The 19,304-nt window shown below is 64.8% G+C and carries 22 protein-coding genes and 1 riboswitch; of the genes, 12 read left to right on the top strand and 10 right to left on the bottom strand.

Annotation, left to right across the window (positions count from 1 at the left end):
• Positions 1 to 9: 9 nt before the first annotated feature.
• Complete coding sequence (locus tag JQ627_RS26565; RefSeq protein WP_212487032.1) at positions 10 to 873, bottom strand: DUF1194 domain-containing protein; 864 nt, start codon at positions 871 to 873, stop codon at positions 10 to 12.
• A 292-nt stretch (positions 874 to 1,165) separates the two neighbouring features.
• Positions 1,166 to 1,243, top strand: a riboswitch (Fluoride riboswitch).
• A gap of 114 nt (positions 1,244 to 1,357) precedes the next feature.
• On the opposite strand from JQ627_RS26565, the gene JQ627_RS26570 reads away from it, so the two are divergent.
• Genes JQ627_RS26570 through clpS form a run of 5 tightly spaced genes read left to right on the top strand, consistent with a single transcriptional unit; the run spans position 1,358 to position 4,103 of the window.
• Entirely contained in the window at positions 1,358 to 2,566 is a 1,209-nt protein-coding gene (locus JQ627_RS26570) for an MFS transporter (protein WP_212487033.1), read from the top strand.
• Positions 2,541 to 2,975: a fluoride efflux transporter CrcB gene (crcB, locus tag JQ627_RS26575; protein ID WP_212487034.1), complete on the top strand. Its 435-nt coding sequence runs from the start codon at positions 2,541 to 2,543 to the stop codon at positions 2,973 to 2,975. Before JQ627_RS26570 ends, crcB (JQ627_RS26575) begins: the two co-directional genes overlap by 26 nt.
• Positions 2,976 to 2,981: 6 nt before the next feature.
• Positions 2,982 to 3,410: a fluoride efflux transporter CrcB gene (crcB, locus tag JQ627_RS26580; RefSeq protein WP_212487035.1), complete on the top strand. Its 429-nt coding sequence runs from the start codon at positions 2,982 to 2,984 to the stop codon at positions 3,408 to 3,410.
• 2 nt (positions 3,411 to 3,412) lie between these two features.
• Positions 3,413 to 3,754 (top strand): DUF190 domain-containing protein, encoded by a 342-nt coding sequence (locus tag JQ627_RS26585; protein WP_018322578.1) that lies wholly within the window; start codon positions 3,413 to 3,415, stop codon positions 3,752 to 3,754.
• 43 nt (positions 3,755 to 3,797) lie between these two features.
• A complete protein-coding gene (gene clpS / locus JQ627_RS26590; protein ID WP_014497217.1) occupies positions 3,798 to 4,103 on the top strand; it encodes an ATP-dependent Clp protease adapter ClpS in 306 nt (101 codons plus the stop codon).
• A gap of 42 nt (positions 4,104 to 4,145) precedes the next feature.
• Here clpS and JQ627_RS26595 read toward each other — a convergent pair whose 3' ends face one another.
• From JQ627_RS26595 to fabI, 4 genes are all read right to left on the bottom strand, one after another.
• Positions 4,146 to 5,336 carry an adenylate/guanylate cyclase domain-containing protein gene (locus JQ627_RS26595; RefSeq protein ID WP_212487036.1) on the bottom strand — a complete coding sequence of 397 codons (1,191 nt, stop codon included), beginning with the start codon at positions 5,334 to 5,336 and terminating at the stop codon, positions 4,146 to 4,148.
• 75 nt (positions 5,337 to 5,411) lie between these two features.
• Entirely contained in the window at positions 5,412 to 6,500 is a 1,089-nt protein-coding gene (gene aroC, locus JQ627_RS26600; RefSeq protein ID WP_071916063.1) for a chorismate synthase, read from the bottom strand.
• A gap of 89 nt (positions 6,501 to 6,589) precedes the next feature.
• Entirely contained in the window at positions 6,590 to 7,189 is a 600-nt protein-coding gene (locus JQ627_RS26605; RefSeq protein ID WP_212487037.1) for a histidine phosphatase family protein, read from the bottom strand.
• A 15-nt stretch (positions 7,190 to 7,204) separates the two neighbouring features.
• Entirely contained in the window at positions 7,205 to 8,020 is an 816-nt protein-coding gene (fabI, locus tag JQ627_RS26610) for an enoyl-ACP reductase FabI (RefSeq protein ID WP_212487038.1), read from the bottom strand.
• 172 nt (positions 8,021 to 8,192) lie between these two features.
• On the opposite strand from fabI, the gene JQ627_RS26615 reads away from it, so the two are divergent.
• Both JQ627_RS26615 and JQ627_RS26620 read left to right on the top strand, forming a co-directional pair.
• Complete coding sequence (locus JQ627_RS26615) at positions 8,193 to 8,681, top strand: RNA polymerase sigma factor (protein WP_212487039.1); 489 nt, start codon at positions 8,193 to 8,195, stop codon at positions 8,679 to 8,681.
• A 106-nt stretch (positions 8,682 to 8,787) separates the two neighbouring features.
• Positions 8,788 to 9,558, top strand: a complete 771-nt coding sequence (locus JQ627_RS26620) for an anti-sigma factor (RefSeq protein WP_212487040.1) — start codon at positions 8,788 to 8,790, stop codon at positions 9,556 to 9,558.
• Positions 9,559 to 9,870: 312 nt separating this feature from the next.
• Here JQ627_RS26620 and JQ627_RS26625 read toward each other — a convergent pair whose 3' ends face one another.
• On the bottom strand, positions 9,871 to 10,836 hold the full coding sequence (locus JQ627_RS26625) for a DnaJ C-terminal domain-containing protein (protein ID WP_212487041.1): 966 nt from the start codon (positions 10,834 to 10,836) through the stop codon (positions 9,871 to 9,873).
• A gap of 111 nt (positions 10,837 to 10,947) precedes the next feature.
• Positions 10,948 to 11,355, bottom strand: coding sequence for an RT0821/Lpp0805 family surface protein (locus JQ627_RS26630; RefSeq protein WP_212487042.1), 408 nt, complete (start codon positions 11,353 to 11,355; stop codon positions 10,948 to 10,950).
• A gap of 113 nt (positions 11,356 to 11,468) precedes the next feature.
• Here JQ627_RS26630 and pdxH point away from each other — a divergent pair, with 113 nt between their 5' ends.
• The 3 genes from pdxH to JQ627_RS26645 are packed head-to-tail and all read left to right on the top strand — an operon-like array spanning position 11,469 to position 13,690.
• A complete protein-coding gene (gene pdxH, locus JQ627_RS26635; protein ID WP_212487043.1) occupies positions 11,469 to 12,110 on the top strand; it encodes a pyridoxamine 5'-phosphate oxidase in 642 nt (213 codons plus the stop codon).
• A 39-nt stretch (positions 12,111 to 12,149) separates the two neighbouring features.
• Positions 12,150 to 12,902 (top strand): SDR family NAD(P)-dependent oxidoreductase, encoded by a 753-nt coding sequence (locus JQ627_RS26640; protein WP_212487044.1) that lies wholly within the window; start codon positions 12,150 to 12,152, stop codon positions 12,900 to 12,902.
• Positions 12,903 to 12,919: 17 nt separating this feature from the next.
• Positions 12,920 to 13,690: a class I SAM-dependent methyltransferase gene (locus JQ627_RS26645; RefSeq protein WP_212487045.1), complete on the top strand. Its 771-nt coding sequence runs from the start codon at positions 12,920 to 12,922 to the stop codon at positions 13,688 to 13,690.
• 85 nt (positions 13,691 to 13,775) lie between these two features.
• Here the strand turns inward: JQ627_RS26645 and JQ627_RS26650 are convergent, their stop codons facing one another.
• Complete coding sequence (locus JQ627_RS26650) at positions 13,776 to 13,994, bottom strand: hypothetical protein (protein WP_028148212.1); 219 nt, start codon at positions 13,992 to 13,994, stop codon at positions 13,776 to 13,778.
• A gap of 186 nt (positions 13,995 to 14,180) precedes the next feature.
• Positions 14,181 to 15,158 carry a magnesium/cobalt transporter CorA gene (gene corA, locus JQ627_RS26655; protein ID WP_212487046.1) on the bottom strand — a complete coding sequence of 326 codons (978 nt, stop codon included), beginning with the start codon at positions 15,156 to 15,158 and terminating at the stop codon, positions 14,181 to 14,183.
• A 341-nt stretch (positions 15,159 to 15,499) separates the two neighbouring features.
• On the opposite strand from corA, the gene JQ627_RS26660 reads away from it, so the two are divergent.
• Positions 15,500 to 16,186 (top strand): L,D-transpeptidase, encoded by a 687-nt coding sequence (locus tag JQ627_RS26660; RefSeq protein ID WP_212487047.1) that lies wholly within the window; start codon positions 15,500 to 15,502, stop codon positions 16,184 to 16,186.
• 35 nt (positions 16,187 to 16,221) lie between these two features.
• Here JQ627_RS26660 and JQ627_RS26665 read toward each other — a convergent pair whose 3' ends face one another.
• Complete coding sequence (locus JQ627_RS26665) at positions 16,222 to 17,319, bottom strand: extensin family protein (RefSeq protein WP_212487048.1); 1,098 nt, start codon at positions 17,317 to 17,319, stop codon at positions 16,222 to 16,224.
• A 65-nt stretch (positions 17,320 to 17,384) separates the two neighbouring features.
• On the opposite strand from JQ627_RS26665, the gene JQ627_RS26670 reads away from it, so the two are divergent.
• Positions 17,385 to 19,013 carry a fatty-acid--CoA ligase gene (locus tag JQ627_RS26670; protein WP_212487049.1) on the top strand — a complete coding sequence of 543 codons (1,629 nt, stop codon included), beginning with the start codon at positions 17,385 to 17,387 and terminating at the stop codon, positions 19,011 to 19,013.
• Positions 19,014 to 19,304 lie beyond the last annotated feature (291 nt).

Genomic DNA, 19,304 nt, shown 5'->3' on the forward strand with positions numbered 1-19,304 from the left:
TAGCGCGGATCAGCGCCCCCAGCGGTCCGACCAGATCTTCTCGCCGATCATGCAATTGACCCGCGGCTCCTTGTCGGCAACCCGCGTGACGGGACGCTCCGGCATGCGGCCCGCGACTTCCATCAGGAGTTTTGTGCGGATCGCTTCCTTGAACTTGTCGCGATCCTTGATCGAGATGACGAAGGAGCCTGGACCGCCGATGACGCAGTCCTCGTAGTAGTAGTCGAGATTGTCGATATCCATGGTCGAATAGGACGGCTCCTTGACCATGATCGGCAGGCCGTTGATGACGATGCCCTTCTCGAGGGCGGCGTCGCGTGCCGCCGTGACCGGGCCGCCATTGTTGTTGGGGCCGTCACCGGAAATGTCGATCACGCGGCGCAAGCCGCGATAGGGATCCTCGTCGAACAACGGCATCGCGAACGTGATCGCGCCGGAGATCGAGGTGCGAGAGGCGCGCCGGATCGGCGTCTTCATGATCTCGGCGGCGACCGCGTCCGCCGTCTCCGGTCCGTCGACCAGCCGCCACGGGATGATGATCTTCTGGTCGCTGGAAGCGGCCCATTCGAAATAAGTCACCGCAATCCGGCCATTCGGTCCGAGCTTCAGCGCCTGGAGGAATTCCTTCGACTGGATCGCCTGCGCATAGCCTTCGCGCTGGATCGCGAGTTCGTCCATGTCCATGGAGTAGGAGACGTCGACCGCGAGGATCAGCTCGACATCGACCGTCTGCGCGTCCCGGTCGGCCGCTAGCCGTTGTGGCGGATTCCTGGTCGGTTCAAATTTGGGCCCTGGTGCCGCGATGCCCGCGACGTCCCCTCCGGCAAGCACGCCGGCCACCAGCACAGCCCCGATCGAGAACAGCATGCGCATCGCAGTCTCCCGTCGTATGACGCGATGGTGACATGCAATCGCCTTGCCGCAAAGTCCGAAGATCGCTTGCGCTTCACATTCGAGTTAGGAATCTGAGAGTTAGGAATCTGCGCGTTGGGAATTTGCGCGCTTTGCGCAAAGTTGCCGCCGTGTTGCCGCGCGCTCGCCGCCGGAACATGCCCAATCCCGCACCGTCATTCCGGCGCGTCCGGCAGCATCGAGCCCGGATGACGACTCGCGGGACAGAGCTTCCCCGCCCACTTGTCCGGTGCGATTTCCATGCTAGGCTGGACGTAGAGATGGGGATGTTGTCCCCCGACAACCGCCCGCCGGCCTGTTGCCGTAGTGGGCTGATGACTCCTGCTTGAGGTGGGGCAATCTTGGAGCCTCTGCCTTCGGCGGGAGCATGGACAGACCCGCCGCTGGCGGGTTTTTTGTTGCCTGGAAATGAAGGCCGGGAAGGCCGGGGCATGAAGGCGAAGGCGTGACGACGACGACACCGAATGCTGCGCGCACCAAGCTGCCCAGGGGGATCTGGGTGCTCGGCTTCGTCTCGATGCTGATGGACGTCTCCTCTGAGATGATCCACGCGCTGCTGCCGGTCTATCTCGTCACCGTGCTCGGGGCCTCCACGCTCACGGTCGGCTTCATCGAGGGCATTGCGGAGGCGACCGCCTCGATCACGAAGATCTTCTCCGGCGCGCTGTCCGACTGGCTCGGCCGGCGCAAGCTCCTCGCAGCGCTCGGCTACGGGCTGGCCGCGCTGACAAAACCGCTATTCCCGCTTGCCCCCAGCATCGGATGGGTGGTTGCCGCGCGCTTCACCGACCGCGTCGGCAAGGGCATTCGCGGCGCACCGCGCGATGCGCTGATCGCCGATATCGCCCCTGTCGGTCTGCGCGGCGCGAGCTTCGGCCTGCGGCAGTCGCTCGACACCATCGGCGCGTTCGTCGGACCGCTCGTGGCGATCGGCCTGATGTGGTGGACCGCGGACAATTTTGCCGCCGTGTTCTGGGTGGCGGTGCTGCCGGCGTTCCTGTCGTTCGGCCTGATCGCGTTCGCGGTGAACGAGCCGGAGCCGGACCCGAGCCGGGAGCCCGCGAGGAATCCGCTGAACAGCGCCGCGATGCGGCAGCTTGGATCGGTGTACTGGCGTGTGGTCGCGATCGGAATCGTCTTCACGCTGGCACGCTTCAGCGAAGCCTTCCTGATCCTGCGCGCGCAGAACATCGGGCTCAACGCGATGTGGGTGCCGGCGGTGCTCGTGCTGATGAACGTGGTCTATGCCCTGTCGGCCTATCCGGCCGGCGTGCTGTCGGACCGGATCAACCGGACCGGCCTGCTCGCGCTGGGCCTCGTCTTCCTCGCCGGCGCCGATCTCGCGCTCGCGCTGCTGCCGAATCTGGCGGGCCTCGCGCTCGGGGTCGTGCTGTGGGGGCTGCATATGGGGTTTACGCAAGGCCTGCTGTCGGCCCTCGTCGCCGACGCCGCGCCGCCGAGCCTGCGCGGCACCGCATTCGGCTATTTCAACCTGCTCACCGGACTTGCCTTGCTGGCCGCAAGCGTGATCGCCGGCGCGCTGTGGGATGCCTACGGTCCGGCGGGCACGTTCCTGGCCGGGCTCGGCTTCGCGCTGGTCGCGCTTGCAGGGCTGCTCGCCGTCGGCAATGGTCTGGCAGCGGAGGACAAATGATGATGGAAGGGCGTTCGTCGTGTTGAGCGGAGTGATCGCGATCGTGGCCGGCAGCGTTCTCGGCGGCTGCGCGCGCTATTTCGTCTCGGGCGCGATCGCGCGTCGGCTGGGCGAGACCTTTCCCTGGGGCACCATGACCATCAACATCACCGGCGCCTTCCTGATCGGCATTTTCGGCGCGCTGGCAACCCATCCCGGCTCGGTCTTCGCCGCGCCCAATCCATGGCTGTTCGCGGTGACCGGGTTCCTCGGCTGCTACACCACGGTGTCCTCGTTCAGCCTGCAAACGCTGACCTTGGCGCGCAACGGCGAGCCACTGCATGCGCTCGGCAATGTCGCGCTCTCGGTCGGGCTGTGCCTCGCCGCCGTCAGTTGCGGCTTTCTCCTCGCTGACGGCCTTGGAGGCTAGAAGCGGATGACCGTTCCCTCCTCCACCGACCGCTGGCGCAGCGCGATGCTCTATGCCTGGGTTTCCTTCGGCAGCGTCCTTGGCGGCCTCGCGCGCTATTTCGTCTCCCTCGTGCTCGACACCGGCCCGGGCTTCCCCGTCGCGACGCTGTTCATCAATGCCACGGGATCGCTGATCATCGGCTTCTACGCGACGCTAACCGGCCCCGACGGCCGCGTGCTGGCGCGGCCCGAGCACCGGCAATTCGTCATGACCGGGTTTTGCGGCGGCTACACCACCTTCTCGGCCTTCAGCCTGGAGACCTTCCGCCTGTTCCACGGCGGCATGAAGTACACGGCGCTCGCCTATATCGCGGCATCCGTCATCTGCTGGCTGGTGTCCGTATGGCTCGGCCATATGATGGCAAGCCGCTACAACCGCTTGACGAGGAGCTGACCATGCAAATCCCCAATCAGGCTGTTTCGCTCCGGATCTTCATCGGCGAGAGCGACCATTTCGACGGCAAGCCGCTTTACGAAGCGATCGTGATGACGGCGCGCGAACGGCATCTCGCGGGCGCCACCGTGCTGCGCGGGCCGATGGGGTTCGGCAAGTCGAGCCGGCTGCACACCTCGAAGATCCTGCGGCTGTCGGAAGACCTGCCGCTGCTGATCGAGATCGTCGACAGCGAGGACAACATCAACGCATTCCTGCCCATCCTGGATGGCATGATGTCGAGTGGCCTGATCACCTTGGAGAAGGTGCAGGTCCTGCAATATGGTGCGAAGGCCGCGAGCTGATCGCTCCGGCTGGGACCCGAACCCGCCATGTCCAGGAGGCGGAATGAACGACACCGTTACCAAGCCGAAAACCAGGACGAAGACCAAGGTCGAGCGGCCCAAGCTGCACAAGGTCATCCTGATCAACGACGACTTCACGCCGCGCGAATTCGTCACGATGATCCTCAAGGCCGAGTTCCGCATGACGGAGGATCAGGCCTACAAGGTCATGATCACCGCGCACAAGCTGGGCGCCTGCGTGGTCGCCGTGTTCACCAGGGACGTCGCCGAAACCAAGGCCACCCGCGCCACCGACGCCGGCCGCGCCAAGGGCTATCCGCTGCTGTTCACGACGGAGCCCGAGGAATAGGCCTTCACCGTGCGACCGTGAACGTCTTCGGCTCATTGCGCATCACGCCATCACCACCGGCGTCTCCTCCGCGAGCCCATACACGCGCTGCGCCTTGGAAAATCCGGCGATCGGAAATTCGCCGAGCTCGCGCCAGTCATGGCGGCAGGCGTTGGCAAAGACTTCCGACACCACGACGGTGCGGCCGAGGCGGCCCGTGATCTTCTCAAGCCTTGCCGCGAGATTGACGGCGGGGCCGATGCAGGTGAAGTCGAGCCGATTGCCGCCACCGATATTGCCATAGAGAATGTTGCCGACGTGAAGCGCGACGCCGAAGCGGAAGCGCTCGACGACCTCGCCGACCGGAAAAGCGAGCGCCTCGACGCTGGCGCGGGATTCGCGCGCGGCCTCCAGGACGCGCGTGCAGACATGGGCGGCGTCGCCGACATATTCGTCGATCGGGAAGACCGCGAGCAGGCCGTCGCCCATGAATTTCAGCACCTCGCCGCCATGTCCGCGGATCGCGGCGACCTGGCAGTCGAAATACTGGTTGAGGATCTCGACAACGGTCTCGGCCGGCAGCCGGTCCGACAATGCGGTAAAGCCGCGCAGATCCGAGAGCCAGATCGCGGCCTGCATGGTGTCATTGTGGCCGCGGCGGATCTGGCCGCCGAGGATGCGCGCGCCGGCACGGTTGCCGACATAGGTGTCGAGCAGCATCTCGGCGGTGCGGCGCAGGCTGATGATCTCGCTGACGCGCGCGAGCGGCGTCACGATGGAGCGGATTGCCGCGATGTCGTCGTCGCTGAAGCCGCCGGGATGCCGCGTGACCCAGCTCGTCGCGTGGATCGAGCCGTCCAGATAGTGCATCGGCATCGCGAGATAGTCGGTCACGCCTTCGGCGCGCATGTCGTCGAGGAACGGAAACCGCTTGCTGTCTGGATCGTCCATTCGTCCCCGGACCTCGAGCCCCTCCTCGAACACGATCCGGAGCGGGCTCCGGGCGAACTCGGGCGTGTCTAGGATATCGAAATCGACAGTGCCGATCTCGACCTTCTGGCCCTGCCGCCAAATGAAGTTGCGGCCGAAGATTTCCGGATGCAGCGTGCGGATGAAGATGCCGAACCGCGACAGCGGCAAGCCGGCGGCGACCAGATGTTCGCAGACCTCGGCGATCATCTCGGAAGGGGTCCCGGACGACCTCGCACCGTCGATCAGCCAGTTGGTGATGCGCTGGATCTCGGAGTTTTGCATGTCCGCATTTGCGGACGAAGTTGTGGAGACGTCAAGCTGCGCGGTGGGCTGGTACCGCGACGATAGGACCGTGCGCTAGCGTCCAACCTGCCCGCGATCCCGAATGAAATGATCGGCGAGCACGCAGGCCATCATGGCCTCGCCGACGGGGACGGCGCGGATGCCGACGCAGGGGTCGTGGCGGCCTTTCGTGAAGATCTCGGTGTCGGCGCCCTTGCGATCGACGGTGAGACGCGGCTGGAGGATCGAAGAGGTCGGCTTCACCGCGAAGCGCACCACCACCGGCTGTCCGGTGGAGATGCCGCCAAGAACACCGCCTGCATGGTTGGAGAGGAAGCGCGTGCCGTCATTGCCGGTGCGCATCTCGTCGGCGTTCTCTTCGCCGGTGAGCTCGGCTGCGCCGAAGCCGGCGCCGATCTCGACGCCCTTCACCGCGTTGATGGTCATCATCGCGCCCGCGAGATCGGAATCGAGCTTGGCGTAGATCGGCGCGCCGAGACCAGCCGGCACGCCCTCGGCGACGACCTCGATGACAGCGCCGATCGAGGAGCCGCTCTTGCGGATGCCGTCGAGATAGGTCTCGAAGAACGCGGCCTTGTCTTTGTCGGGACAGAAGAACGGATTTTTCGCAATCTCGTCCCAGTCCCATTTGTCGCGGTCGATCTTGTGCGGGCCGATCTGCACCAGCGCGCCGCGGACCTTGACGTCGGGGAGCACTTTTCGCGCGATCGCACCGGCGGCAACGCGCATCGCGGTCTCGCGCGCCGAGGAGCGCCCGCCGCCACGATAGTCGCGCAGGCCGTATTTGGCCTCATAGGTGAAGTCGGCATGGCCGGGCCGAAACTTGTCCTTGATCTCGGAATAGTCCTTCGAGCGCTGGTCGGTGTTCTCGATCAGGAGCCCGATCGGGGTGCCCGTCGTCACCTGCACGCCGGTCTCCGGATGTGCCATCACGCCGGACAGGATCTTCACCTGGTCCGGCTCCTGGCGCTGAGTTGTGAAGCGCGACTGGCCGGGCCGGCGGCGGTCGAGATCCTGCTGGATGTCGGCCTCGGTGAGCGGGATCATGGGCGGACAGCCGTCGACCACGCAGCCGATCGCCACCCCGTGGCTTTCGCCGAAGGTGGTGACGCGGAACATGTGACCGAAGGTGTTGAAGGACATCGCTGCTCACTGGGTCGGTTCCGGCGTGTGGTAACGCGCGGGGGGCCGGGGGTCAAACCCATAGCCATCGTGGATGACGGCGAACCGGCCTAACTAAACTTCTCAAGCCGCCCGTCGCGGAAGACGTAGACGGCGCCCTGCTCGATATAGAGCTCGGCGGCGCTGGCGGGCGTCTCCAGGCCGAGCGAAACCATCAGGGCCCGGCAAGTCCCGCCATGGGCAACCGCAACGGTATCGGTCCGGAGCTCGTCGTACCAGGCCCGCACGCGGACCTGCACATCGGCGTAGGTCTCCCCGTCCGCGGGGCCGACCGTCCATTTGTCGGCGAGGCGCCGGGCGTAGACGTCCGGATCGGCCGCCTCGCTCTCGGCCAGCGTCAGCCCTTCCCAGCTGCCGTAGCCGATCTCGCGCAGGCGATCGTCGAGCGCGTAGTCGGCCAGCGGCAGTTCGAGCCTGCCGCGCGCGAGTTCCATGGTCTGGCGTGCGCGCCCGAGCGGGCTCGACATGTAGGGTAACGCCGCCTTGTCCTTGCCGTCGCGCTTGAAGAGATCCGCCAACACACCGCCGGCCTGCACGGCCTGACCGCGTCCACGCGCGTTCAGCGGAACGTCCTTGGTGCCCTGAAGCCTCCCGAGCGCATTCCACTCGGTCTCACCGTGGCGTAGATAATAGATCGTGGGCACGGGCATTCCAGATTTGAAGGCTTAGTCCTTGCCACCGAACGAAATGTCCGGCGCGTCCGGGCGTTTCATGCCCAGCACGTGATAGCCGGAATCGACGTGATGCACCTCGCCGGTGACGCCGCGCGACAGGTCGGAGAGGAAATACAGCGCGCTGCCGCCGACGTCTTCGGTCGACACGTTGCGCCGCATCGGTGCATTGTTCTCGTTCCACTTCAGGATATAGCGGAAGTCGCCGATGCCGGACGCCGCGAGCGTCTTGATGGGACCTGCCGAGATCGCATTGACGCGGATGTTCTTCTCGCCGAGATCAGCCGCGAGATACCGCACGCTGGCTTCGAGCGCAGCCTTCGCCACGCCCATCACGTTGTAATGCGGCATCCACTTCTCGGCGCCGTAATAGCTGAGCGTGATGAGCGAACCGCCGTCGGTCATCAGCTTCTCGGCGCGCTGCGCCACCGCCGTGAACGAATAGCAGGAGATCAGCAACGACTTGGAAAAGTTCTCCTGGGTGGTGTCGACGTAGCGGCCGTCGAGCTGTTCGCCATAAGCGATCGCATGCACCAGGAAGTCGATCTTGCCCCACTTCTCCTTCAGCACTGCGAACGCGGCGTCGATGGTCGCGGCATCCGTGACGTCGCAATGGCCGAGCACGAGCCCGCCGATCTCGGCAGCGAGCGGCTCGACGCGCTTCTTCAGCGCATCGCCCTGATAGGTGAAGGCGAGCTCGGCGCCGGCGGCGTGGCATGCCTTGGCGATGCCCCAGGCGATCGAGCGGTTGTTCGCAAGGCCGAGGATCACCCCGCGCTTACCCTGCATCAGACCTGAATTCTGCGCCATTTGCTAACGTCCCGTCGAACTCTCGTTGAGGTCTGGAGGTACACCAGCCCTCCTTCGCGGTACAGTCCTAATACGGGGCGTTAACGCTGTTTCGAGCGCCGGAATAGCCGTTCCATTCGGGTGTTATGATGATTGTGGCGCTTGCGCCGGACGGCAGGACATCAAAGACGGCATGAGTGCGTTTCGCCAGAGTGTGGAAGCCATGATCCCGGCGCTGCGCCGCTACGCCCGCGCGCTCACGCGCGACGCGGATGCGGCCGACGATCTGGTGCAGGATACGTTGGTGCGGGCGCTGCGTTCGGAGCGCCTGTTCCTAGGAGGCGACGTCAGGAGCTGGCTCTACACGATCCTGACCAACCTCAACAAGAACCGGCGGCGCTCGCTGGCAAGGCGGCCGCAGTTCACGCAGCTGACGGAGAACAACCCGGATGCCAGCGGGACCGAAGCCGAAGGGCGCGACATCGAGAAGGCGCTGGCGACGCTGGTCGAGGAGCAGCGCTCGGTGCTTCTGCTGGTGATGCTGGAGGGCATGAGCTACCGCGAGGTCGCCGATATCCAGAGCGTGCCGATCGGCACCGTGATGTCGCGCCTGGCCCGGGCTAGAGCCCACGTTAAAGCCTCGCTGGAAGGTGAGCGCCCGGCGCTCAAGCGGGTGAAATGATGACAGGGTTGATGCATCGCGCGGGTCGCTTCCCCTGCATGGAGCGGGAAGCAGCGCAGTTGAACTGCGAAGAACATTTTGGGCCGCAGAGCCAGAGACGATAGATATGAACGACCGCAATATTCCCATTACCGAAGACGAGTTGCACGCCTATGTCGACGGCGAGTTGCCCGCCGAGCGCCGCGCCGACGTCGAGGCCTGGCTTGCCACACACCCTGACGATGCCGGGCGCGTGCAGTCCTGGCGCGCCATGGCCGAGATGCTGCACGCCCGCTACGACACCGTTGCCCACGAGCCGGTGCCGGCCCGGCTGGAGCTCGAGCGGCTGGAGCGCCGCCCCCGACAATGGCTCTATGGCGCTGCGGCTGCTGTGCTGGTCGCCTTCGTGGCCGGCGGCACCGCCGGCTGGGTGGCGCATGGGGCCGCCAGCGCCCCGTCGACCTTCCAGAACTTTACGGCGGACGCGCTCGACGCCCACCGCCTCTATGTCGTCGAGGTTCGTCACCCCGTCGAGGTCGGCGGCAACGAGCGCGACCATCTCCAGGCCTGGCTGACCAGGCGCTGCGGCTGGACCGTGTTCGCGCCGAACCTGGAGGCGAGCGGGCTGAAGCTCGTCGGCGGCCGGCTCTTACCGGGGCCGAACGGCCCGGCGTCGTTCCTGATGTATGAGGGCGCCTCGGGCGAGCGGTACACGATCTACTCCGCCAAGACCGAGACCGGCGCGACTCAGATGCGCTACGCCAAAACGGACAAGGACGGGGCGCTGTTCTGGGCCGAGCGCGGCGTCGGCTACGTCGTCAGCGGCGGCGGCGACCGCGATCGCCTGACCAAGGTAGCGCAGGCGGTCTACGACCAGGCCGAGAAAAACGGGACCTGAGCAACCGCTTCAAGGCGGTGCCTCGATTCCGACATTGAAAATTTGGAATCAAGACATGGGTGCGTCTCATTATCGCACCGGATGCTCACGAGAAAATGAGCAGCGTTCGATCCGCCGATCGACGCGGGCGGCCTCGATTGGGGTTGTTGGTACCGCGCTGGTCCCCCTCTCGAGGCCGCACCTTTTTATCGACTGCCCCGCCGGACAGCCGACACGTCGAACATATGAAGCGCTACCACGCCTCAGGCGTATGATGGGCATCATCTCCTGGACGATGCCTAGGCCTTCAGGAGAAACCCCTTCAGTTCGATCCTAACCAAGCCCGCTACGTGGATTGTAGGGGTGTTGGTCCCGCCACTTCTCCATCAATGCTTCAAGCTCGGCGTCGTTCCCGTCCGGTAGCATAATCCTGATGGTGACGAAGAGATCCCCGGTTCCGCCAGCCTTTGGCAATCCCTTGCCCTTGAGGCGGAAGGTCCGGCCGCTGGAGGTGTTTTTCGGGACCGACAGTTCTACGGCATTGCCGAGGGTCGGCACCCGGACCTTGCCGCCGAGCACGGCCTCGTAGAGCGTGACCGGCAGGTCGATCCTGAGGTCGGCACCATCGATCTTGAAGAACGGATGCGGCGCGATGCTGATCGTGATCAGGAGATCGCCCGGCGGATGGCCCTGAGCGGTCTCGCCCTGCCCCCGCAACCGGATCTGCTGGCCCTCGGTGACGCCGGCCGGAACCTTGACGTTGAGCTCCTTGCCGTTCGGCAGCCGGACGCGCTTGTCGCCACCCTTGACCGACTCTTCCAGCGAGACGGACATGGCGACATTGACGTCGAGATCGAGCCCGATCCCGCCGGTGTCGAATTCGAACTGGCCCGCGCCGCCGGCTCCGGGCCGCGCACCACGCGCCCCGCCGCCGAACATGCTGTTGAGGATGTCCTCGAACGCGCCGCCGCCCTGACCAGGGCCCGCGCCGCCACTGCGGAACGTGTAGCTCTCGAACCCGCCGGGACCCGCGCGGCCGCGCGGCCCGCCGCCGCCCGGAAAACCCTGGAAGCGCGGCTTGCCGTCGGCGTCGATCTCGCCGCGGTCGAACTGCTTGCGCTTGTCCTCGTCGCCGATGATCTCGTTCGCCGAATTGATCTCGGAGAAGCGTTCGGCGGCCTTCGGGTCATCCTTGTTGCTGTCGGGATGGTGCTTCTTGGCAAGCTTGCGATAGGCGCTCTTGATCGCGGCAGCGTTGGCGCTCCGCGGCACCCCCAAGACCTCATAGGGGTCGCGCATCCGTCACGTCTCCTTCAAGAGAAATCGAATTGTTCAAAGGGCTCCCCGCCCCATCTGCACGTCATGTGGGAGGCGAGTGGCATTTTTGCAACTAGCCCGCGGAGCCGATTCCTAGCTCCGCCACGGCTTTAGCGTATGAATCTCCCAACGGCCACGGCTGCTTTGGCAGCCGGCGCCCTGGAGCCAGCTTTCGGTGCTGCCATTGACGTAGCTCGCCAGGAAGTCCCGGCACTTGCGGCCGTCCTCGGCGGCATAGGACTGCGCGATCGGCGTCACCGAGCCGCGTGCGCCGGTCTCCGGATTCTCCCAGTGCTGGCTGGAATCCTTGTCGCCCTTGCTCAGCACGTCGGAGGCGGCGTTTCGGGCGAAGGCAAGATCGGTATCCGTCGGCGGGGCGTCCTTCGCCGGCCGCGCGATCGAGCCGGTCAGGTCACTGTCGTCGGCCCTGGCGTAGGCGCGGGTGTCGTTGCGGGAAAAGCTGCAGCCGCCGGAGCCGAGCCCGATCAGAATCATTGCCATGACAAAGCCGGACGGCCGGATCGCCGATAGGCCAATGCGTCCCCATGCCCTATATAGGGCGGTAGCGGACAACAACGCGTTTTGGGCCGCGGGACGCAACTCGGACTCCGGACATGACCGACACGACCTCGATGAAACACCAGACACCCTTAACATCCGGTGATTTCACCGCCGCCGACGAGCCATTTGCGCTGTTCGAGACCTGGCTGAACGAGGCGATCAAGAGCGAGCCGAACGATCCGAACGCCATGGCGCTCGCCACCGTCGATCCCGACGGGCTGCCTGACGTTCGCATGGTGCTGATGAAGGGCTTCGATACCGAGGGTTTCGTCTTCTACAGCCACATCGCAAGCCAGAAGGGCCGCGAACTCGCCGCAAATCCTAAGGCGGCGTTACTTTTTCACTGGAAGTCGCTGCGCCGTCAGGTCCGCATCCGCGGCAAGGTGACGCCGGTGACCGACGCAGAGGCCGACGCTTACTTCGCCACCCGGCCCAAGCAGGCGCAGATCGGCGCCTGGGCGAGCAAGCAGTCGCAAGAGCTGGAAAGCCGCTTCGCCTTCGAACAGGCCATCGCAAAAGTTGCGGCCAGATACGTCATCGGCGAGGTGCCACGCCCGTCGGGCTGGAGCGGCTGGCGCATCACGCCGTCGCGTATCGAGTTCTGGCACGACCGCCCATTCCGCCTGCACGACCGCATCGAATTTCGCCGTGACGCGGCCGGCCAGCCATGGTCCAAGACGCGGATGTATCCTTGAGCCTCAATCTTTAGCCTTGGGTCGACCTGAAAGATGTCCATGCCGCATTCGTCCAATGCGCCGCGCCGCACGCTGCTCCTGACCGGAGCGAGCCGCGGCATCGGCCACGCCACCGTGATCCGCTTCTCGTCGGCGGGCTGGCGCGTCATCACCTGCTCGCGGCATCCCTTCCCCGAGGACTGCCCTTGGGACGCAGGCCCCGAGGATCACATCCAGGTCGACCTCGGCAACCCCCAGGACACCGCGCGCGCGATCTCCGACATCCGCAACCGGCTCGAAGGCGGCATGCTGCATGCCCTCGTCAACAACGCCGCCATTTCCCCGAAAGGCGCGGGCGGCTCGCGGCTCGGATCGGTCGACACCGATCTCGACACCTGGACGCACGTGTTCCATGTCAACTTCTTCGCACCGATCATGATTGCGCGAGGATTGATCGAGGAATTGAAGGCGGCCAAGGGCTCGGTCGTGAACGTCACCTCGATCGCAGGCTCGCGCGTGCATCCCTTCGCGGGCGCCGCCTACGCCACATCGAAAGCTGCGCTTGCATCCCTGACGCGGGAGATGGCCTCCGATTTCGGCCGCATCGGCGTCCGCGTCAACGCGATCGCGCCGGGCGAGATCGACACCTCGATCCTGTCGCCGGGCACCGAGAAGATCGTCGACCAGCAGATACCGATGCACCGTCTCGGCACGCCCGACGAGGTCGCCAAGATCATCTACGTGCTGTGCACGGACACCAGCTCTTACGTCAACGGCGCCGAGATCCACATCAACGGCGGCCAGCACGTGTAGGGCCAGGCAGGCGAAGCATGGGCCGGTTCGCGAGCACTGCGTTACTCTACGAGCATTTGCGGCCGCCCTACCCGAGCGAATTCTTTCGCGGCGTCGCGCACAAGCTTGGTCTCGCCAAACAGAGCAGCCTGATAGACCTCGGCACCGGACCCGGACTGTTGGCGCTCGGCTTCGGCCCCTATGTCGGCCGCGTCGTCGGCGTCGATCCCGAGCCCGAGATGATCGAGGCGGCGCGACGCGCCGCAGCGGGCGCAGGGCGGGATATCACGCTGATCGAAGGCAAGGCCGAAACGCTTGCTCCCGACATCGGCAGCTTCGATGTCGTGACGATCGGGCGCGCCCTGCATTGGATGGATCGTGACCTGACGCTTGCACTGCTCGACCGGCTGGTGGCGCACGACGGCGCAATTGCCATCTGCGCCTCATTCTCGGCCACCGACGGCCGCAACCCGTGGCTTGACGGCTACAATGAAGCGCGCCGCCGATGGTCACCGGCCAAGCTGTGGGAGGAGGCCGGTCGTGGCACGCGGACTCACCGCGACCTCCCATCATTCTTTCGCGGCAGCTCGTTTCAGCCCGCTGGCCTCGTCTCAATCGAGACCAGCCATCTGGTCGGCCTGCACGACCTGGCGGAACGCACGCTCACCTACTCGTCGTCATCGCCGGAAGCGCTTGGCGAAAATGCCGACGCGATGCTGCGCGACGTCGGGCAGCATCTCGCTCCCTACAGTCGCGACGGCGCCATCGCCGAGACCGTCGTCTCGACGGCCCAGATCGTGAAGCGCTAGATGATTTTCCCGCTCGAAGGGCGGGAAGCAAGGCGATCCAGACAACGCCGCCGCAGGACCTGGATCGCCTTTACCCTTCCGTTCCTCAATCGACTCGAATCCGACGCGACCGATCGCGCAGCCGCGGAGCGGCCGTGCTGAACGCAGTCGAGCAATCGTCGTCGTTCTCACCGTCGAGCAGCGGAGCACCACAGTGCCGGCACATGCGTGCCGACATCGACGACGCCTTGCCGCTCGCCAGGACCTGACGATAATTCGCCAGATCGATGACGTTGCGGGGCGACGTTATGTGTTTTTCAACCATGGCTGTTCCTCGCGGCTAACATGCTGCTTATCGCAGACAAGTTTCGCGCAAACGTTCAGCCCACTGCTCAAATTTTACCGGAGGAATTGGGGCGGCAGGCACGTATCACAGCGCGGCCGCAATCCCGCTCTATTCTGCGACATGAACCGCCGTGTCTCTGCGACCGCCGTAAGGTCTCGGTAGCTATTACAGCCACTTCTTCCACTTGAAGATCCAGTACGGGACGATCGCCGCGATCAGCATCAGCACCAGCGCAAACGGATAGCCGTGCGCCCATTCGAGTTCCGGCATCGCCTTGAAATTCATGCCGTAGATCGAGGCGATCAACGTCGGCGGCATCAGGACAACAGCCATGACCGAGAACAGCTTGATGATGTTGTTCTGCTCGAGATTGACGACGCCGAGCATGGCGTCGAGCACGAAGGTGATCTTGCTGGAGAGATAGGAGGCGTGATCGGTCAGCGAGGCGACGTCGCGCTGCATGGTCTTGAGCTGCTCGCGCATGTCCTTCGACCATTTCACGCCCTCCACCACCGCGGACAGGAACGTCACGACGCGGCCGATCGAGACCAGGCTCTCGCGAACCTTGGAGGTCAAGTCGCCCTTGCGGCCGATCGAGATCAGGATCTGGGAATATTGCTTGGCGTGGCCGTGGCGTTCGCTCTCGGGCTCGAAGATGTCGTGCGAGACCTGGTCGATCTCGGCGCCGCAGCGCTCGAGAATGTCGGCGCAGCGGTCGATCACGGCGTCCAGCAGCTCCATCAGCACCATCTCGCCGGAGATGGCAGGCGTGCAGGAGCGGGCGAGCTTGGCTTCGACCAGCGCGAAAGGTTTTGGCTGATCGTAGCGCACCGTCACCAGGCGATGGTCGCCGAGAATGAAGGTCACCGCCGTGGTCCGCGGCATGTCGGTATCGGAGTGGCACATCAGCGTCGCGGTCATGTAGCGCGCGCTGTTCTCAATATAGAGGCGGCTAGAGATCTCGATCTCCTGCATGTCCTCCCGGGTCGGGATTGCGATGCCCAGGAGCCGCTCCACCGCCTTGTCCTCGGCCCCGGTCGGGTTGACCAGGTCGACCCACACAGCATGTTCCGGCACGGCCGCCAGATCTTCGACCACGGCCTTCTTGAGGGTGCCCTCGGAGGGAACGAACACAGAAAACATGCACAACTCCAGCAGGGGGCCTGCGACAGACTGACAGCCCCTTAGCGCGATTCTGACAAGTTCATGATGACAAGCACATTAACGGAGCGTTTGCATTTGTGGCGGCGCCATGGCCCAGCCGTGGCACGGAATCGACAGTCCGGCGTCCCCCTGCCCAAAAACCAGCGCAGGAGTGCAAAACTTGCGGCAAAAAAGCCACAGGTTGGGTCTCGCAGCGCGGGATAAGGTCCGAAAAGCTGGAATTGTGGCAGATTTCAACGATAATAGGGACCAACGGAGTCGTGGTTTTGGGCTTGGCTCAAGCTCCGCGAAAGCATGTTGTTGTCGATTGGAACCAAATCATGTCGTCGCTGAAAGTTATGCTGGGTGTTTTGGCCGCTGGCCTGATGCTGTCGGGTTGCATGCAAGCCACACATTTTGAGGCGACCGACACCAAGGCCTTCAAGCCGAAGGACAAGGAACTCCTCGCCAAGGTCCGGTACGAGAACACCCCGGTCGCCGAGCCGTTCCGCCGCGCCATCGTCGACTACCACCGCAAGGAATCGCCGGGCTCGATCGTGGTCGATTCCGACAATCATTACCTCTACTGGGTGATGGATGGCGGCAAGGCGATCCGTTACGGCATTACCGTCGGCGAAGAAGCGATGGCCTGGTCGGGCATTGCCAAGGTCGGCAGCATGACCGAGTGGCCGGCCTGGCATCCGACCCCGGGCGAGATTTCGCGCCTAGGCGTGCCGACCTACGTTGCGCCCGGTCCGGACAATCCGATGGGCTCCCGCGCGATGTATCTCTACTCCGGCGGCAAGGACACGTTGTTCCGCATTCACGGCACCAACCAGCCGGAATATATCGGCGCCTCGATTTCGTCGGGCTGCATCCGCCTGACCAACGAGGACGCGATCGACCTCTATAGCCGCGTCAAGGTCGGCACCATCGTCGTGGTGCTCGAGCCGAAGCACGGCGACTCGCCCTACAATTCGCGGCTGGCGCTCGGCGCCGGTGGAACTGGCCAGGCGGGCAGCTACTGATCGCCTCCGATTTCTGACATTCAAAAGCGCCGGTTTCACCGGCGCTTTTTTGTTGCCGGCTTGCGCGGACGGGCTTTGTTGCCATCGGCGGCCGACTTGTCCGCGGGCGCTGGGGATTTCTGCGCCTCCTCATCGTCCGCCCCACCCTTATCCTCAGGCTTGGCCGCGACCTCGCGCGGCGGCGCCTCCTCGGGCCGTACCGCCGGCAGCAACGGAGCGACCTGCGGCAGGGGATCCCAGACGTTCCACTGACAAATCCGGTAGTCATTGCGCCGCTGCAACAGGTCGAGATGGATGTGGTCCTCGTGATACCAGTCCGAGCCCGGGCCGAGCACCGTGGAAAAGCGCGCGCAGACCGAATGCAGCACGCGCTCGCGCACATCGCGCGACATGCTGCGGTCGGTCAGGCCGATCGACTGCCCGTTGGCGAGCTTGATGGCGCGGACGTCGAGTGCGTTGGCCTTGCCGTGCTCGGACAGCATCGCTCCGACGACGCGGTTACGGCCTCGGCATTCGAAGCTGTCGAAATTGTCGAGCTCGCTGATGGTCGAGCCGAGGCCTGCGGCCAGCGGCACCATGTCCTTGCGGACCCAGTCGGCGATCGCGGAGGCCATGCTGCAGCGGAGGATCGCCGCCGGCTTGACTGAAACCTTGCGCTTGTCGGGCAGCACGATGGCTTCCAGCCGCACTAGATCCTCGCCGCCGCAGGCGCCGGGGCCACGGATGTCCGGAATGGACGGCGCGACCGCGATCTCCTCCGTCAGCGCGAGACGGCAGGCGGAGGGCTGCTTCTCGGGCGGCGGCGCGGCCTCGGCCGGCTTCGTGGCGTTCGGCTTGCCGGGAGAAGGTTTTTCTTCGGCCTCTGGAGGGGCCTTGTCCGTCGCTTTGGAAGCCTCCTCGGGACGCGGCTTTGGTAGTGGTATCCTGGCGGGCATCTTGGCGGAATGAGCCGTCCCGCGTGGCCGTGGTGTACCAAGGCCAAAGATATCCAGCGGCGAAGCATATTTTCGCGCCTCTGCCCTCTCGGCGAGCACAAGCGACAGCCCCAGAGCGGCGGTAACCATTGCCGCGCCGGCGGACATATAGCCGCGACAAGACCATTTGCGGCGAAAGTCCGGCAGGCTAAAACTCATGACAATTCTTTGGCCCAGCGCTGAGAGCGACAACCCGCCCAGCGAATTCTCGGAGGAACGACGGAATGCTTGGTTTGATGCAAGATTGGCCCCTGCTCTGCCACCGGATCATCGAACACGCCGCCAGGATTCATGGCAAGCAGGAGGTCGTTACGCGATCGGTCGAGGGACCGATCCATCGCACCACTTATGGCGAAATCCACAAGCGCGCGCTCAAGGTCTCGCAGGTGCTGGAGCGCGACGGCATCAAGTTCGGCGACCGTGTCGCAACGATCGCCTGGAACACCTGGCGCCATCTCGAGGTCTGGTACGGCATCATGGGGATCGGCGCCATCTGCCATACCGTGAATCCCCGCCTTTTCCCCGAGCAGATTGCCTGGATCATCAACCATGCGCAGGACCGCATCGTGATGACCGACATCACCTTCGTTCCGGTCCTGGAGAAGATCGCCGACAAGCTGCCCAGCGTGGAACGCTACGTCGTGCTCACCGACAAGGCGCACATGCCGCAGACGACGCTGAAGAATGTGGTGGCCTACGAGGACTGGATCGCGGAGGCCGACGGCAAATTCGAATGGAAGGACTTTGACGAGAACACGGCCGCCGCGATGTGCTACACATCCGGCACCACGGGCGATCCGAAGGGTGTTCTGTATTCGCATCGCTCCAACGTGCTGCACGCGCTGATGGCCAACAATGTCGATGCGCTCGGCACCAGCGCGTCCGAGACAATGCTGCCGGTGGTGCCGCTGTTCCATGCCAATAGCTGGGGCATCGCCTTCTCGGCCCCCTCGCAAGGCACCAAGCTGGTCATGCCCGGCGCCAAGCTCGACGGCGCCTCCGTCTACGAGCTGCTCTCGACCGAGAAGGTGACGCACACGGCGGGCGTGCCCACGGTATGGCTGATGCTGCTGCAGCACATGGCCGCCAACAATCTGAAACTGCCGGACCTGAAGATGGTGATCTGCGGCGGCTCGGCGATGCCGCGCTCGATGATCAAGGCCTTCCTCGACATGGGCTCGAACGTGCGCCACGCCTGGGGCATGACCGAGATGAGCCCGATCGGCAGCGTCGCGGCGCTGAAGCCGCCGTTCCAGAATGCGACGGGCGATGCGCGGCTCGACGTACTCCAGATGCAGGGCTATGCGCCCTTTGCGGTGGAGATGAAGATCACCGACGATGCCGGCAAGGAGCTGCCCTGGGACGGCAAGACCTTCGGCCGCCTCAAGGTCTCCGGCCCCGCCGTCGCCAAGGCCTATTACCGCGTCGACACTGACATCCTCGACGAGGAGGGTTTCTTCGACACCGGCGACGTCGCGACCATCGACGAGGCCGGCTACATGCGGATCACCGACCGCTCCAAGGACGTGATCAAGTCCGGCGGCGAGTGGATCTCCTCGATCGACCTCGAAAACCTCGCGGTCGGCCATCCCGCCGTGGCGGAAGCCGCCGTGATCGGCATCTATCATCCCAAATGGGACGAGCGGCCGCTGCTGATCGTGCAGCTCAAGCAGGGCCAGCAGGCCAGCCGCGAGGACATCCTGAAATACATGGACGGCAAGATCGCCAAATGGTGGATGCCGGACGACGTCGCCTTCGTCGACGGCATCCCCCACACCGCGACCGGCAAGATCCTGAAGACCGCACTGCGCGACCAGTTCAAGGATTACCGCTTCCCGAACGCGGCGGCGTAGACATGCTGCCACCCTCCCCTGGAGGGTGTGAGCGCTCGGCGCATTGAAGCCTCCACAACGTCATGGCCGGGCTTGTCCCGGCCATCCACGCCTTGCCTCGCGGCACGGAGAGCGTGGATGCCCGGGCATAGGCGAGCGTAAGCGACGACGTCCTTCGGACGGCTATGCCCGGGCATGACGGTCTGGGCGCATGCGGAACCCTTGAATTTGCCCCCGGGCCGTGGTCTCAACGGCTCATCGTCGCGCCAGGTCGGCCGACACCGCCCCCAAAACCCCGGCAGAGCTTCACCC

This window comes from Bradyrhizobium liaoningense (assembly GCF_018130785.1).
GTDB lineage: Bacteria > Pseudomonadota > Alphaproteobacteria > Rhizobiales > Xanthobacteraceae > Bradyrhizobium > Bradyrhizobium liaoningense_A.

Excerpts from the sequence above, each read along its gene's own strand:
- JQ627_RS26605 (WP_212487037.1), bottom strand. The coding sequence starts at position 7,189 with ATGCCCGTGCCCACGATCTATTATCTACGCCACGGTGAGACCGAGTGG.
- JQ627_RS26650 (WP_028148212.1), bottom strand. The coding sequence starts at position 13,994 with ATGGTTGAAAAACACATAACGTCGCCCCGCAACGTCATCGATCTGGCG.
- JQ627_RS26630 (WP_212487042.1), bottom strand. The coding sequence starts at position 11,355 with ATGGCAATGATTCTGATCGGGCTCGGCTCCGGCGGCTGCAGCTTTTCC.
- JQ627_RS26645 (WP_212487045.1), top strand. The coding sequence starts at position 12,920 with ATGGGCCGGTTCGCGAGCACTGCGTTACTCTACGAGCATTTGCGGCCG.
- aroC (WP_071916063.1), bottom strand. The coding sequence starts at position 6,500 with ATGTCCTTCAACACCTTCGGTCACATGTTCCGCGTCACCACCTTCGGC.
- JQ627_RS26565 (WP_212487032.1), bottom strand. The coding sequence starts at position 873 with ATGCGCATGCTGTTCTCGATCGGGGCTGTGCTGGTGGCCGGCGTGCTT.
- clpS (WP_014497217.1), top strand. The coding sequence starts at position 3,798 with ATGAACGACACCGTTACCAAGCCGAAAACCAGGACGAAGACCAAGGTC.
- fabI (WP_212487038.1), bottom strand. The coding sequence starts at position 8,020 with ATGGCGCAGAATTCAGGTCTGATGCAGGGTAAGCGCGGGGTGATCCTC.
- JQ627_RS26670 (WP_212487049.1), top strand. The coding sequence starts at position 17,385 with ATGCTTGGTTTGATGCAAGATTGGCCCCTGCTCTGCCACCGGATCATC.
- JQ627_RS26585 (WP_018322578.1), top strand. The coding sequence starts at position 3,413 with ATGCAAATCCCCAATCAGGCTGTTTCGCTCCGGATCTTCATCGGCGAG.
- JQ627_RS26615 (WP_212487039.1), top strand. The coding sequence starts at position 8,193 with ATGAGTGCGTTTCGCCAGAGTGTGGAAGCCATGATCCCGGCGCTGCGC.
- JQ627_RS26625 (WP_212487041.1), bottom strand. The coding sequence starts at position 10,836 with ATGCGCGACCCCTATGAGGTCTTGGGGGTGCCGCGGAGCGCCAACGCT.
- JQ627_RS26640 (WP_212487044.1), top strand. The coding sequence starts at position 12,150 with ATGCCGCATTCGTCCAATGCGCCGCGCCGCACGCTGCTCCTGACCGGA.
- pdxH (WP_212487043.1), top strand. The coding sequence starts at position 11,469 with ATGACCGACACGACCTCGATGAAACACCAGACACCCTTAACATCCGGT.
- corA (WP_212487046.1), bottom strand. The coding sequence starts at position 15,158 with ATGTTTTCTGTGTTCGTTCCCTCCGAGGGCACCCTCAAGAAGGCCGTG.
- JQ627_RS26595 (WP_212487036.1), bottom strand. The coding sequence starts at position 5,336 with ATGCAAAACTCCGAGATCCAGCGCATCACCAACTGGCTGATCGACGGT.
- JQ627_RS26660 (WP_212487047.1), top strand. The coding sequence starts at position 15,500 with ATGTCGTCGCTGAAAGTTATGCTGGGTGTTTTGGCCGCTGGCCTGATG.
- crcB (WP_212487035.1), top strand. The coding sequence starts at position 2,982 with ATGACCGTTCCCTCCTCCACCGACCGCTGGCGCAGCGCGATGCTCTAT.
- JQ627_RS26665 (WP_212487048.1), bottom strand. The coding sequence starts at position 17,319 with ATGAGTTTTAGCCTGCCGGACTTTCGCCGCAAATGGTCTTGTCGCGGC.
- JQ627_RS26620 (WP_212487040.1), top strand. The coding sequence starts at position 8,788 with ATGAACGACCGCAATATTCCCATTACCGAAGACGAGTTGCACGCCTAT.
- crcB (WP_212487034.1), top strand. The coding sequence starts at position 2,541 with ATGGTCTGGCAGCGGAGGACAAATGATGATGGAAGGGCGTTCGTCGTG.